The organism is Maribacter sp. MJ134 (assembly GCF_003970695.1).
Classification (GTDB): Bacteria; Bacteroidota; Bacteroidia; order Flavobacteriales; family Flavobacteriaceae; genus Maribacter.
On sequence record NZ_CP034570.1, the window covers coordinates 1,578,828 to 1,592,871 of the forward strand.

Consider the following 14,044-nt stretch of genomic DNA (forward strand, 5'->3'; position numbering starts at 1 on the left):
TATGATGGATTTTATTAGTGCGAAAAGACAACTTTCATTAGAAGAAAAAGTAGGACAACTCTTTATGCCGGCCGCATTTATAAATGATACGGAAGCGGAAATACAAGAGCTCGAAACCCTAATAAAAAAACATGACATAGGAGGAATCTGCTTTTTCCATTCAAGAGCTAGTGCGGCCACCAACTACGAAGGAAAAAAGCCTGTAGTGTATAACGAGAATAGTCTCGAGGTGCTAAAATCGCTGATTAACAGATATCAGAAAATTTCAAAATATCCCTTATTAATAGCCATTGATGCGGAATGGGGACTGGCCATGCGTGTGGAAAATACCGCCCAATACCCTTATGCCATAACGCTCGGAGCAATCCAAGACGACGCATCGTTACTATTTGAAGTAGGAAAAAATATTGCCCAAGATTGTAAAAGCGCCGGCATTCACTGGAATCTTTCACCTGTTGCAGATATCAATAATAACCCGGATAATCCGGTAATTGGATACCGTTCTTTTGGAGATGACAGGGAGCGTGTCACCTCAAAATCCATCGCCTATGTGAAGGGCACCGAAAGTGAGGGAGTGTTAACCAGCGTAAAACACTTTCCCGGTCATGGAGATACCGCAACGGATTCGCATTTGGGGCTGCCGATTATCAATAAATCTAAAGAGGAATTGCTTAAAAACGAACTCTATCCGTTTCAAGAATTAATAAATGAAGGAGTAGATAGCGTTATGGTGGGTCACTTGGCCGTTCCTGCACTCGCCAACGGAGAAAATACCCCTTCAAGCATTTCAAAAAAAATCATTAAGGGCGTACTAAGAGAAGAAATGCGGTTTAAGGGCGTAGTCATTTCCGATGCACTGAATATGCATGCTGTCTCCAAAAACTATCCTATACCTGGCGAGTTGGAATGGTTGGCCTTTGACGCCGGAAACGATGTATTATGTTTTGCAGAGCATACCAAAGAGGGCATTGAAAGGATATTGACCGAAGCCAACAGTAATCAAATTGATGAAAGTTTTGAACGTGTTTGGAAACTGAAGGAAAAAGCCCTAAAAAATCCAAAAGACCACAACAATAACTCCGCCCCTAATTGGGAGGCCAAAAACCTAAATTATGCAATCGCGGAAAAATGCCTGACCATACTCAAGGGCTCGGACAAGGATATTGCTGAATTTAGAACTACGGATTTCTGTACCGTAACCTTTAAACGCTTTGTGGAAAATGAAACCCGCTCAGAAATCTTAGCGTCTTTAGCCTTACTGGAATCGGAAGTTTCGGAAGAGAATGAAGTACTGCTATTGTTAACACCCCCTAACGTAAAACCTGCTAACAATTTTGGTTTTTTAACTGAAGAAATCGAATTTATCAACAACTTAATGGATGAAAAAAAGGTAGTACTCTATCACTACGGAAATCCGTATGCGCTACAACATTTAAAATTTGACAAATCATTGGTAACTGTGGTGGTATATCAAGATTTTACTGAATTTCAAGAAGTGGCGACCGCCCATTTTTTAGGCAAGACCAAAGCACTTGGCAAATTACCTTTTGAATTAAAAACTGACGTAATTTAAATAGCCCTGACTCGTATGAAAAATTATAAAATTCTAGGATTAATGTCGGGCACTTCTTTAGATGGGTTAGACCTTGCCTATTGCCATTTAGAGGAAGTGAACGGGGAATGGCAATTTAAGATTAAGAATACTAAAAGTGTAGACTACACCCAAGAAATGCAGTTGGCGCTCAAAGATTCCATTCATTTATCGGCGGAACGTTTACTAGAGTTTCATAATACCTACGGTACTTGGCTCGGCGAACAGGCAAAGAATTTCATCGACGAAGCAAATCTGGAAGTAGATTATATTGCTAGTCACGGACATACCTCCCATCATAGACCGGAATTGGGGCTAACTTTTCAAATGGGTTCGGGTCAGCATATGGCCAATGCCTCCGGAGGAAACGTAATATGTGATTTTAGAACAAACGACCTGGCCTTAGGCGGTCAAGGAGCCCCCTTGGTACCCATCGGGGACCAACTTTTTTTCAGCGCCTATGATTTTTGTCTAAATCTGGGGGGTATTAGCAATATTTCATTTCAACTAAAAAATAAGCGTATTGCCTATGACATTGGTCTTGCTAACATGATATTAAATTATATTACACGAAAAATAAACCTGGATTATGACAACGGCGGAGAAATGGCAAAGGCAGGAAAAATTAATTCTGCCATGCTAAAAGAGCTAAATAATCTAAGATATTATGCACTGCCACATCCAAAATCTATAGGTTATGAGTGGTTTTTAGAGGAAGTAGCACCAATCGTGGACCGCACAAAAGATAAAATGGAAAATCTTTTACATACTGCGATACATCATATTTGTGAAAAAGTTGCGCAACAAATACAAATCAACTCCAAGAAGGACGAACAACGTGTCTTGGTTACTGGCGGAGGAGCTTTAAATACTTTTCTTATTGATGTTCTAAAGGAAAAATTAGGAGACCGGACCGCCGTAGTTGTGCCAGAGCCAATTTTGATAGAATTCAAAGAGGCGCTCGTATTTGCATTGATGGGTGCCTTGAGGGTAGAACGACAAATAAATGTCCTAAGTTCGGTCACCGGAGCAAGGAGAGATTCTTCCAGTGGAGTAATTTATCTTCCCAATTGAAGTATTTTAATTAAATTCCAAATTCTAAAAAAATTAAATGTCAGAAAAACAAAAAAAGGCAACAGCCTATTGGAAAGAAAACGTGAGGTATCTTTTTATACTGCTGACCATTTGGTTTTTAGTTTCATACGGAGCAGGTATTCTATTTAAAGAGGCTTTGGACGGTATAAAACTAGGAGGCTTTAAATTAGGTTTCTGGTTTGCACAACAAGGATCAATTTACGTCTTCGTCATACTAATTTTTGTTTACGTCCGGTTGATGAACAAACTCGATAAAAAATATGGTTATAACGAGTAATTGACGTTTAGCAAAATAAATAATAATCAGCGAAGATACAGGATACGAACCTCGAACAACCCACTTATAGGCGCCAACCAAAAACGAATTATAAGCAACAACCAACTAAACCAATACCATTATGAGTGTTCAGACCTGGACGTATTTACTTGTCGGAATAACCTTTGCTCTTTACATAGGAATAGCAATATGGTCAAGAGCCGGTTCTACAAAGGAGTTTTATGTGGCTGGTGGTGGAGTATCCCCATTGGCCAATGGTATGGCTACCGCAGCGGATTGGATGTCAGCGGCTTCTTTTATTTCTATGGCTGGGATTATCGCTTTCGCCGGATATGACGGTTCTGTTTATCTAATGGGTTGGACCGGAGGTTACGTACTCCTAGCATTACTCTTAGCTCCGTACCTTCGTAAATTCGGAAAATTCACCGTTCCTGATTTTATCGGTGATCGGTACTATTCTAAAACGGCGCGTATCGTTGCTGTTATTTGTGCGCTTATCGTCTCCTTTACCTACGTAGCAGGACAAATGCGCGGCGTAGGCGTGGTATTTTCTCGTTTTCTTGAAGTGGACATCAATACGGGTGTCATCATTGGAATGGTTATCGTATTGTTCTATGCGGTTCTTGGTGGTATGAAAGGAATTACATATACCCAAGTAGCGCAATACTGTGTGTTGATTTTCGCCTTTATGGTGCCCGCTATTTTTATTTCAATCCAAATGACCGGTAACCCTGTTCCACAATTAGGTATGGGTGCTACTCTGTCAGATGGTTCGGGAACTTATTTATTAGATAAACTGGACGGACTTTCTACAGAACTCGGATTCAACGCCTATACCGATGGTTCAAAATCCGTAACCGATGTATTTGCCATTACCTTGGCCTTGATGGTGGGTACGGCCGGATTGCCACATGTCATCGTTCGTTTTTTCACGGTGAAAAGAGTAAAGGACGCCAGAAAATCAGCAGGACTAGCACTTTTGCTAATCGCGATTTTATACACTACGGCACCAGCTGTTGCCGTGTTCGCCAGAACCAATATGATAAATACCGTAAGCAATAAGGAATATAGCTCCATGCCAGAATGGTTCAAAAACTGGGAAACTACAGGTTTACTGAGTTTCACCGATAAGAATAATGATGGAAAAATTCAATATGTGGCCGATACGGAAAAAAATGAACTAATCGTAGATAGGGATATCATGGTATTGGCCAACCCGGAAATTGCCAATCTACCCGCTTGGGTAATTGCGCTGGTGGCAGCTGGGGGACTCGCTGCGGCATTATCTACGGCGGCCGGGTTATTACTAGTGATATCGGCATCCGTTTCACATGATCTGATAAAAAAAGTTTTCCGTCCTACTATTTCAGAAAAGGGAGAACTCTGGGCGGCAAGAGGAGCAGCTACCGTTGCCGTGGTCATTGCCGGATATTTCGGAATAAACCCGCCCGGTTTTGTCGCGGCAATAGTAGCCTTGGCATTTGGGCTAGCGGCAGCTTCCTTCTTTCCGGCTATTGTGCTCGGCATCTTTTATAAAAAGATGAACAAAGAAGGAGCTATTGGAGGAATGGTCGTGGGCATTGTATTAATGCTGTTCTATATGACCAAGTTCAAATTTGGCTGGTTCGGTGGTGGAACGCAGGCAGATTGGTGGTTTGGCATATCGCCCGAAGGTTTTGGCAGTATAGCCATGTTAGCCAATTTTATTGTTGCGGTGGTTATTTTACAATTCACCCCGAGTCCACCTGAAAATGTACAGGATATTGTAGAAAATATAAGAATTCCCAGTGGTGCGGGTGAAGCATCCGACCATTAATTATTATTTTAGTTGAAACCTTTGTTGAAAGATGAGTAATTACCATATAAAACACTTAGAAGAATACTATCAAGTATACCGCAAATCGATCAGAAACCCTGAAGCATTTTGGGAAGAAATAGCCGAGGAACACTTTGTTTGGCGCAAAAGGTGGAACAACGTACTGAGCTGGGATTTCTCCAAACCTGAGGTAAAGTGGTTCGAAGGCGCACAGTTGAATATTACTGAAAATTGTCTAGACCGGCATTTACCGACGCGAGGCAACAAAACAGCTATACTTTTTGAGCCTAATGACCCAAAAGAAGAAGCAGAGCACATCACCTATCATCAATTACACGAACGGGTCTGTAGAATGGCGAACGTACTTTTGGAAAAAGGTATTAAAAAGGGAGATCGTGTTTGTATATATCTACCCATGATTCCAGAGCTCGCGGTATCCGTTTTAGCCTGTGCACGCATCGGTGCCATACATTCGGTTGTTTTCGCGGGATTTTCGGCAAATGCACTGTCTACGCGTATCAATGATTCGGACTGCAAGATGGTCATTACCTCTGATGGATCTTTTAGAGGTGCAAAAACCATCGATTTAAAAGGAATCGTAGATAAGGCGCTTGAAGATTGCCCAGGTGTAAATAATGTATTGGTAGCAAAAAGAATCAATAGCACTATTGCCATGAAAGAAGGCAGGGATGAATGGCTGCAGCCTCTATTGGATGATGCCTACGCCGACCATGTTGCTGAGATAATGAATGCGGAAGACCCTTTGTTCATTCTATATACTTCCGGGTCTACTGGAAAACCAAAAGGAATGGTGCATACAACCGCAGGTTATATGGTGTATACGGCATATACCTTTAAAAATGTTTTTCAGTACAAAGAACAGGATGTATACTGGTGTACAGCGGATATAGGCTGGATTACCGGTCACTCCTACATTGTTTACGGACCTCTAGCCAACGGAGCTACAACGGTAATGTTCGAAGGTGTCCCCTCCTACCCTGATTTTGGAAGGTTTTGGGAAGTAGTCCAAAAACACAAGGTTACCCAGTTTTATACCGCACCGACCGCCATACGGGCACTAGCAAAGGAGAATCTGGATTTTGTAGAGAAATACGACTTGTCCAGTCTAAAAGTTCTAGGTTCGGTCGGGGAACCTATTAATGAAGAAGCATGGCATTGGTACAATAACAATGTTGGGAAGAAAAACAGTCCTATTGTAGATACATGGTGGCAAACAGAGACTGGTGGTATCATGATAACACCTATACCCTATGTAACACCAACGACCCCTACCTATGCCACACTACCCTTTATTGGTATACAACCTGCACTAATGGATGAGCATGCGCAGGAAATCAAAGGCAACCAAGTAGACGGTAGGCTTTGCATTAAATTCCCATGGCCTTCCATGGCACGTACGATATGGGGTAATCATGAACGCTACAGAGAAACCTATTTTTCAGCTTATGAAAACATGTATTTCACCGGTGACGGTGCCCTAAGGGATGCCGTTGGTTATTATCGGATTACAGGGCGCGTAGATGATGTCATCATTGTATCCGGTCATAATCTGGGAACAGCGCCGATAGAAGATTCCATCAACGAACACCCGGCTGTGGCGGAATCTGCAATCGTAGGGTTTCCGCATGACGTTAAGGGAAATGCACTTTATGGTTATGTGATTTTAAAGGAAATCGGGGAAGATAGAAATAGGGATAACCTTAGGAAAGAAATCAACCAACAAATAACGGAACAAATAGGGCCTATTGCCAAGCTCGATAAAATTCAATTCGTGCCTGGATTACCTAAGACCCGAAGTGGTAAAATCATGCGCCGTATTCTACGCAAAATAGCCAGTAAGGATACCTCCAACCTAGGAGATACGAGCACACTTTTAAACCCGGAAGTGGTCAAGGAAATTATGGATAATGCACTTTAAAAGTTTAACGAATCATGGGTGCTAAGCATTAGTTTGCAGGTGGTATATGTTGTTTACGATTAGCAAAAACAATGAATATCAAAAGTGCCAATAATCCACAGCTACCAAGTCCAACAAAAAGTGGCCATACCGTATCTTGTACAAAACTACCAACATATAAGGAAATTGGTATGGACAGGATGGTGGATATAAATCCGGTTATCGCTGCGCCTATTCCGGCAATATGTCCAATAGGCTCCATTGCAATGGACCTTAGGTTGCCCCACACAAATCCGAGACAGAAAAACAAAAAAGAAAGAAACAGCACCAAAATACCGATACTAGGGTTGGCTTTACCCCAAAAGACCAGCACATAACTTAGTGCAATAAAGGTAAAACCGGACAATGCGAACAAAGCCAACTTTCTCATTCCAAATCGAAGCACTAAGGTGCCGTTTAAAAATGTAGATAGACCAATCGCAATCGCGAGGCCCGCGAATATATAAGGGAAGGATTCCTTCAACTGATATTGATCTTCAAATACATGTTGTGCCGAGCTTAAATAAACAAGAAAGGAACCCGTAATCAACCCCGAAATTATGGTGCAGGACACGGTTTCCTTGTGCTTAAAAATCTCCTTGGTGCCTACTAAAAAAATAGCTCCGGTAAAAGGAACCTTGTATTCCGGCTTTAGCGTCTCCGACTGTCTTTTCCAAAACCAAATCCCGATTAAAAGTGCAAAAAATAATTGCATGTAGAATATGGCCTCCCAACCCATACTGTCCAGTATCAATTTGCCAATAGCTGGGGCAACGACCGGAATTAAAATAAAAAAAGCCGTAACAAAAGACATGATGCGAGCCATGTAATCACCGCTGTAAGTATCCCTGATGATGGAAATACTAATGGTTCTAGGTGCGGAAAGGCCAATGCCCTGCAAAATACGTCCTACAACCATCCACTCTAAAGAAGGTGCCAAGACACATAGCATACTTGCCAAGGCAAATAAGACAAAACCAAAATAGACCACTGGCTTTCTACCATAACTATCAGATAAAGGACCGAAAAACAATTGACCAACACCAAGGCCCAGAAAAATCATGATAATAAGTAACTGATTGTCGGTAGGGTCTAAGCTATTGATAGAAACCCCAATCTCTGCAATAGCCGGTAATAGCGCATCTATAGCGAGTGCTACAATAGACATCAAAGAAGCCATTAAAGCTATAAATTCAAAATTTGGTCTCACCTGTTCTTTTTGCATTGGGCAAAAGTAATTCTAAACCCTTGAAAGGAGTTATAAAAGTTCATTTTTAAGTTTAGTAGAAAATTGTAGCGTTAATCTGTATTTTTGTTCAAAATAATGTTGGATGCTAATTATAGGAATTGCAGGTGGCACGGGTTGCGGAAAGACTACTGTGGTAAATCAAATCATCAACGAACTTCCCAATGAGGAAGTCGGTGTTATTTCTCAGGATTCCTATTATAACGACCTCTCTCACCTGAGCCTCGAGGATAGAAGAAAAACCAATTTCGACCATCCAAATTCTATTGACTTTGCTTTATTAACAGAACATCTGAAAAAACTGAAATCGGGAGAATCCATTGAGCAGCCGGTTTATTCTTTTTTGGAATGTAATAGAACAAACAAAACGATTCCCACCCATCCTAGAAAGGTTATGATCGTAGAAGGCATTCTGATCATGACCAATCCAGAGATTAGAAATATGTTCGACATAAAGATTTTTGTTCATGCAGATACGGACGAGCGTTTAATACGAAGATTGAAGCGAGACGTGAACGAACGTGGTTGGAACCTGGACGAAACCTTGGAAAAATACCAGACCGTAATCAAACCCATGCACGATCAATTCATTGAGCCTACAAAAGAATACGCTGATATCATTATTCCTAACAACAAATACAATACCGTCGCCGTTGAAATCGTGCGCAGTATCATTAACGAAAAACTAGCAGAGAACTAATGGGTTTGAAAGAACTTAAAGAGAAAAAATGGTTCAAGGTACTTACCAATATGTATGTATTGGTGCTTACCGCCTTTGTTATTTGGATGGTGTTTTTTGACACCAATTCCCTGCTCATTCATCTAGAACTAAGAAAAGAGATTAAAAAACTGGAGAAGACACAGGACTTCTTAAAAAAAGAGATCAGTAAAGACAAAAAAATCATTGAAAAGCTATCGGACGAACAAGAACTCATGAAATTCGCAAGAGAGGAATATTATCTTAAAAAGAAGAACGAGGAAATTTACCTTATTGAATATCAAGATAGCTTAAAAGCTTCCAAAGAGAACCAATAGTCCTACTTTCAGCTTTGAAAAGACCACTTTTAACACTAAGTAGCTAAGAGCTAAACGTTTAACATCGTTTTTGGAAAAACACATCGGTTATTCACCTAGTGTTAACAAAATCCTTTCCCATACCCCGTAAATAATCGTATTTTTACAACCTAACTTACTATTAACATGAGCAAGATTATTGCTATTGCCAATCAAAAGGGTGGCGTAGGTAAAACTACTACCACCGTTAACTTAGCTGCCTCGCTAGGTGTGTTAGAGCAAAAGGTATTGTTAATCGATGCAGACCCCCAAGCTAACGCCACTTCTGGCTTAGGTATAGACGTGGATGGTGTCGAATTAGGCACGTATCAACTATTGGAACATACCAAAACGGCCAAGGAAACCATCATACAGACGACTTCTCCAAACGTAGATTTGATACCAGCGCACATAGATTTAGTGGCCATCGAGATTGAGTTGGTGGATAAAGAGGAGCGGGAATACATGATGAAGAAGGCTATTGTAGACCTCAAAGAAGATTATGATTATATTCTAATAGATTGTGCACCTTCCCTAGGATTATTAACATTGAACGCGCTGACGGCTGCAGACTCGGTAATCATACCGATACAGTGCGAATATTTTGCGCTAGAAGGTCTTGGTAAATTATTAAATACCATTAAAAGCATACAACGCTTACACAATCCTGAATTGGATATTGAAGGCATGTTATTAACGATGTACGATTCAAGGCTACGCCTATCGAATCAGGTAGTAGAGGAAGTTCGCAAGCATTTTGGCGATATGGTTTTTGACACCATCATACAACGAAATGTGCGGTTGAGCGAAGCACCGAGTTATGGGGAAAGTATTATAAAATATGACGCTTCTAGTAAAGGAGCAACAAATTACCTTAACATGGCCAATGAGGTAATAAAGAAAAATAAGGAGACAGTTTAAATGGCAAAAGCTACTAAAAAACAAGCATTAGGAAGAGGACTCTCGGCCTTATTGAAAGATCCGGAAAATGATATTCAATCCGCTACGGATAAGAATGCGGACAAGGTAGTGGGGAATATCATTGAATTGGATTTAGCCCTAATTGAAGTGAATCCGTTTCAACCCCGTTCAAATTTTAACGAAGAAAATTTGCAGGAGCTGGCAACTTCTATTCGGGAACTAGGCGTTATTCAGCCTATAACGGTTAGGAAATTAAGTTTCAACAAATACCAATTGGTCTCTGGAGAACGAAGATTTAGGGCTTCTAAATTGTTGGGTCTAGAAACTATCCCAGCATATATCAGAATTGCCAATGATCAGGAATCTTTGGAAATGGCCTTGGTAGAAAATATTCAACGCCAAGACTTAGACCCTATAGAAATTGCACTTTCATACCAGAGGTTGATAGACGAAATAAGTTTAACCCAAGAAAAACTTAGTGAACGCGTCGGAAAAAAGAGATCTACCATTGCCAATTATCTGAGGCTTCTAAAACTAGACCCCATCATACAAACAGGTATGAGAGATGGATTCTTAAGTATGGGTCATGGACGAGCACTTGTAAATATTGATACGACCCAAGATCAAATAGCACTGTACGAAAAAATAGTAGGTCAAAATCTGTCCGTAAGGGATACGGAAAATGCCGTAAAGCGTTTCAAAGCTGATAAAGAAGAAGGGAAGGCCGTACCAGCGGTAGAAAAAACGACACCCAGTTATGTGCACAAGGGGATGAAGGAATTGGCAGCACATTTGGCCGTTCCTGTAGATATTAATACTTCTGGAAATTCCAAAGGAAAAATAACCATACCTTTTAGATCTAAAGAAGAATTTGAAAGATTAATAAATATTATTACGGGTGAATAGGCTCTTAATAACCATACTCATTTTCTGTACTTTCGCTCAATTGATTTTTTCTCAGGAGGGCAATGAAACAGAAATTCCATCTGAATCAGACAGTTTAAAAACCAATCTTAGACAAAGTGGAGTCATTATGCAAGACTCCTTATTCGAAAAGAAAAAGGTAATAAATCCGTTAGCGCCCAGTAAGGCGGCCTTCTATTCTGCCGCTATTCCAGGACTCGGTCAAATTTATAACAAAAGATATTGGAAAGTCCCTATCGTTTGGGGTGCTATCGGTGGTAGTGTTTATGCATACACTTGGAACAATAATAACTACAGGCGATTCAGAACCGCATTTATAAGGAGAAAGGCCGGATTCACCGATGATGAATTTTTTGACCTCAATGGAGATAACCTTGCCACGGACCCTCCCGATTTAGATGATGGGGATCTGGAAAATCAGCAGGAGCGCTTTCAAGAAGATCGTGACCTTTGGTTGGTTGTTTCCATTGCGCTATACGCTTTGAACATTGTCGACGCCAATGTAGATGCCCATTTAAAACAGTTTAATATAGATGATAATTTAAGCTTTGATTTTGAACCGTATTTAGACTTGAACCCAATTACGAATAACCCTAATTACGGTATGGCACTAACCATTAAATTTTAAGGATGAAGATTGCGCTTTTCGGTTACGGGAAAATGGGGCAGATGATAGAGCGGGTAGCACTCGGCAGAAATCATGAAATCACTGCTAAGATTGATATAGATACAACAGAGATCGATTTTTCCAATATAGACGTGGCTATTGATTTTAGCATGCCCGGAGCAGCGTTCGGAAACATTACTAAATGTATTCAGAATAATGTTCCCATTATATCCGGTACCACCGGTTGGTTAGACGATTATGACAAAGCAGTACGTCTTTGTAAAGAAAAAAAGGGTGCGTTTATATATGCTTCTAACTTTAGTTTGGGAGTAAACCTGTTTTTTGAACTCAACGCCAAACTTGCAAGGATGATGCATCCACAAAAGCAGTACAACGTAAGTTTAGAAGAAATACACCACACCCAAAAATTAGATGCGCCTAGCGGAACAGCCATCACACTAGCAGAAGGTATCCTAGAGAATTCTGATTATAATGGATGGAAATTAGATACCGAAGAACCCGATTATATTCCTATACGATCAAAACGTATCGGAGACACCCCAGGAACCCACACTACGCAATATCAAAGTAAGGTAGATAGTATAGAGATAAAGCATACGGCCCATAATAGAGAAGGTTTTGCCGAAGGAGCAGTCATTGCGGCTGAATGGATTATTGGGAAAACCGGAATCTTCACTATGCGAGATGTGTTAAACCTTGGTTAAAAAAAGTAACTATTTTTACATTATAAGACCTATGCGCCAATAACGTTTTCGATATTTTGACGAAATTTTCCAAAGCGTTTAGCAGCCAAAAACTATAAAAAGATATTTATGAACGGTACCCAATGGATTATTTTTATTCTGATTGTCCAGGTCATCCATTTTTTAGGAACATGGAAATTATATGTAAAGGCAGGTAGAAAAGCTTGGGAGGCAGCTATTCCCGTCTACAACGCCATTGTCTTAATGCAAATTATAAACAGGCCCAAATGGTGGGTCATATTATTGTTCATTCCCATCATTAACCTTCTTATGTTTCCTGTAATCTGGGTAGAAACCATTCGCAGCTATGGAAGAAACAGTCTGTTGGAGTCTTGGCTAGTAGTGTTCACCTTAGGTTTTTACATCTACTATGTAAACTATGCCCTAGATGTAAAATATATTGAAAATAGGAGCTTACAACCTAAAACAGCTTTAGGAGAATGGGTAAGCTCTATTGTTTTTGCGGTTGTTGCAGCAACACTGGTACACACCTATTTTATTCAACCCTACGTCATCCCAACAGGTTCCTTGGAACGAACGCTAAGAATAGGTGATTTTCTATTTGTGAGCAAGTTTCATTACGGCGCTAGAACCCCGATGACCACGATTGCTGCGCCAATGGTCCATGACACCCTGCCTGTGGTTGGAGTTAAATCCTATCTGAACAAGCCGCAACTCCCCTATTTTAGACTACCCGGATTTACAAAGGTAGACCGGAATGATATTGTAGTTTTTAGTTGGCCTGCGGATACCGTTCGCATATTCTTCAAAAAGGAAAAAGGGGTCAAAAAACCAATAGATAAAAAGTCCAATTATGTAAAACGATGCGTAGGTCTGCCCGGTGATTCCCTAGAAGTACGTGACGGTTTTGTTTTTGTAAATGGAAAACAGTTAGACCTCCCCGGAAGTGCAAAAACTCAATACGACTACATGATTTACAGCTCTAAAGGAGTATCCTCTAGACTACTGGATAGGTTAGGCGTTACAGAATTCACTAGAAGATACCTGTCCAATCCGCTGAACCAAGAACAGGCTCAGGCCGTAAATCAGTATTTATTGGGCTATAACCAGGCGGAAAACGGTCAATTAGAACTGTATACGAAAGGCGGGGGTATTCCTGCAAATACCATTAAAAAATATGGTCTTGCGTTAAGAGAAGTTACCGATAGGCAAAGACAAGCTACCTTAACCGCTGAGATGGTAGATGCTTTACGTAAGGAGACAACCATAGACTCTGTAGTGCAACAAATAAGTCCAAAGGGTAAGAGAGGCGTGAATCTGTTTCCTCAAAGTCCGGACTATCCATGGAACTACAGTCAAATGGGCAAATTATATATTCCACAAAAGGGCGCTACGGTGGCCCTGAACCTTAAAGTCCTTCCCCTCTATAAAAAAATTATAAGGGATTATGAAAAAAATGAAATCAGTGTTTCCGGAAACCAAATAAGCCTTAACGGAAAGGTAGTGGACTCTTATACCTTTAAACAGGATTACTATTGGATGATGGGGGATAATCGTGACCATTCAGAAGATAGCAGGGCTTGGGGCTATGTGCCAGAGAATCATATCGTAGGCACCCCTATTTTCCTATGGATGAGTTTTGATAATTTTGTAGATAGTAAAGGTAACCCTAACGGTCCTTTAGAATGGAAACCAAGATGGGACCGGATTTTCACGACCGTAAATGGCGAGGGTCAGTCACAGTCTTATCTTAAGTATTTTCTAATATTATTAGCGGCTTATTTCGTCGGTAATTGGTTCTGGAAAAGAAAAAAATCGGGAAAGTAGATTTT

At 40.6% G+C, this 14,044-nt stretch carries 13 protein-coding genes; 12 read left to right on the forward strand and 1 reads right to left on the reverse strand.

The features are described from left to right. Window position 1 precedes the first annotated feature (1 nt). The 5 genes from EJ994_RS06810 to acs all read left to right on the forward strand — a co-directional run bounded on the left by EJ994_RS06810 (window position 2) and on the right by acs (window position 6,718). Window positions 2–1,573 (forward strand): glycoside hydrolase family 3 protein, encoded by a 1,572-nt coding sequence (locus EJ994_RS06810; RefSeq protein ID WP_126591781.1) that lies wholly within the window; start codon window positions 2–4, stop codon window positions 1,571–1,573. Between the two features lie 15 nt (window positions 1,574–1,588). Further along, entirely contained in the window at window positions 1,589–2,665 is a 1,077-nt protein-coding gene (locus EJ994_RS06815; RefSeq protein WP_126591782.1) for an anhydro-N-acetylmuramic acid kinase, read from the forward strand. 37 nt (window positions 2,666–2,702) lie between these two features. After that, entirely contained in the window at window positions 2,703–2,963 is a 261-nt protein-coding gene (locus EJ994_RS06820) for a DUF4212 domain-containing protein (RefSeq protein ID WP_126591783.1), read from the forward strand. Window positions 2,964–3,084: 121 nt separating this feature from the next. Continuing rightward, complete coding sequence (locus EJ994_RS06825; RefSeq protein WP_126591784.1) at window positions 3,085–4,779, forward strand: sodium:solute symporter family protein; 1,695 nt, start codon at window positions 3,085–3,087, stop codon at window positions 4,777–4,779. Window positions 4,780–4,810: 31 nt separating this feature from the next. After that, window positions 4,811–6,718 carry an acetate--CoA ligase gene (acs, locus tag EJ994_RS06830; protein ID WP_126591785.1) on the forward strand — a complete coding sequence of 636 codons (1,908 nt, stop codon included), beginning with the start codon at window positions 4,811–4,813 and terminating at the stop codon, window positions 6,716–6,718. Window positions 6,719–6,746: 28 nt separating this feature from the next. On the opposite strand, the gene EJ994_RS06835 is transcribed toward acs, so the two are convergent. Next, window positions 6,747–7,961, reverse strand: coding sequence for a multidrug effflux MFS transporter (locus tag EJ994_RS06835; protein ID WP_126591786.1), 1,215 nt, complete (start codon window positions 7,959–7,961; stop codon window positions 6,747–6,749). A gap of 106 nt (window positions 7,962–8,067) precedes the next feature. Between EJ994_RS06835 and udk the strand changes: the two genes are divergently transcribed. From udk to lepB, 7 genes are all read left to right on the forward strand, one after another. Then, window positions 8,068–8,682, forward strand: a complete 615-nt coding sequence (udk, locus tag EJ994_RS06840; RefSeq protein ID WP_126591787.1) for a uridine kinase — start codon at window positions 8,068–8,070, stop codon at window positions 8,680–8,682. Beyond that, entirely contained in the window at window positions 8,682–9,017 is a 336-nt protein-coding gene (locus EJ994_RS06845) for an FtsB family cell division protein (protein ID WP_099572673.1), read from the forward strand. The genes udk and EJ994_RS06845 overlap by 1 nt, the downstream gene beginning before the upstream one ends. Window positions 9,018–9,182: 165 nt before the next feature. Beyond that, a complete protein-coding gene (locus EJ994_RS06850) occupies window positions 9,183–9,956 on the forward strand; it encodes a ParA family protein (RefSeq protein ID WP_126591788.1) in 774 nt (257 codons plus the stop codon). Then, window positions 9,957–10,862 (forward strand): ParB/RepB/Spo0J family partition protein, encoded by a 906-nt coding sequence (locus EJ994_RS06855; RefSeq protein WP_126591789.1) that lies wholly within the window; start codon window positions 9,957–9,959, stop codon window positions 10,860–10,862. Continuing rightward, entirely contained in the window at window positions 10,855–11,508 is a 654-nt protein-coding gene (locus EJ994_RS06860; protein ID WP_126591790.1) for a DUF5683 domain-containing protein, read from the forward strand. The genes EJ994_RS06855 and EJ994_RS06860 overlap by 8 nt, the downstream gene beginning before the upstream one ends. 2 nt (window positions 11,509–11,510) lie before the next feature. Next, complete coding sequence (gene dapB, locus EJ994_RS06865) at window positions 11,511–12,212, forward strand: 4-hydroxy-tetrahydrodipicolinate reductase (RefSeq protein ID WP_126591791.1); 702 nt, start codon at window positions 11,511–11,513, stop codon at window positions 12,210–12,212. Window positions 12,213–12,320: 108 nt separating this feature from the next. Then, entirely contained in the window at window positions 12,321–14,039 is a 1,719-nt protein-coding gene (gene lepB, locus EJ994_RS06870) for a signal peptidase I (protein WP_126591792.1), read from the forward strand. Window positions 14,040–14,044: the final 5 nt, after the last annotated feature.

Excerpts from the sequence above, each read along its gene's own strand:
- EJ994_RS06820 (WP_126591783.1), top strand. The coding sequence starts at position 2,703 with ATGTCAGAAAAACAAAAAAAGGCAACAGCCTATTGGAAAGAAAACGTG.
- lepB (WP_126591792.1), top strand. The coding sequence starts at position 12,321 with ATGAACGGTACCCAATGGATTATTTTTATTCTGATTGTCCAGGTCATC.
- EJ994_RS06845 (WP_099572673.1), top strand. The coding sequence starts at position 8,682 with ATGGGTTTGAAAGAACTTAAAGAGAAAAAATGGTTCAAGGTACTTACC.
- EJ994_RS06835 (WP_126591786.1), bottom strand. The coding sequence starts at position 7,961 with ATGCAAAAAGAACAGGTGAGACCAAATTTTGAATTTATAGCTTTAATG.
- acs (WP_126591785.1), top strand. The coding sequence starts at position 4,811 with ATGAGTAATTACCATATAAAACACTTAGAAGAATACTATCAAGTATAC.
- EJ994_RS06815 (WP_126591782.1), top strand. The coding sequence starts at position 1,589 with ATGAAAAATTATAAAATTCTAGGATTAATGTCGGGCACTTCTTTAGAT.
- EJ994_RS06855 (WP_126591789.1), top strand. The coding sequence starts at position 9,957 with ATGGCAAAAGCTACTAAAAAACAAGCATTAGGAAGAGGACTCTCGGCC.
- dapB (WP_126591791.1), top strand. The coding sequence starts at position 11,511 with ATGAAGATTGCGCTTTTCGGTTACGGGAAAATGGGGCAGATGATAGAG.
- EJ994_RS06850 (WP_126591788.1), top strand. The coding sequence starts at position 9,183 with ATGAGCAAGATTATTGCTATTGCCAATCAAAAGGGTGGCGTAGGTAAA.
- EJ994_RS06810 (WP_126591781.1), top strand. The coding sequence starts at position 2 with ATGATGGATTTTATTAGTGCGAAAAGACAACTTTCATTAGAAGAAAAA.
- udk (WP_126591787.1), top strand. The coding sequence starts at position 8,068 with ATGCTAATTATAGGAATTGCAGGTGGCACGGGTTGCGGAAAGACTACT.
- EJ994_RS06825 (WP_126591784.1), top strand. The coding sequence starts at position 3,085 with ATGAGTGTTCAGACCTGGACGTATTTACTTGTCGGAATAACCTTTGCT.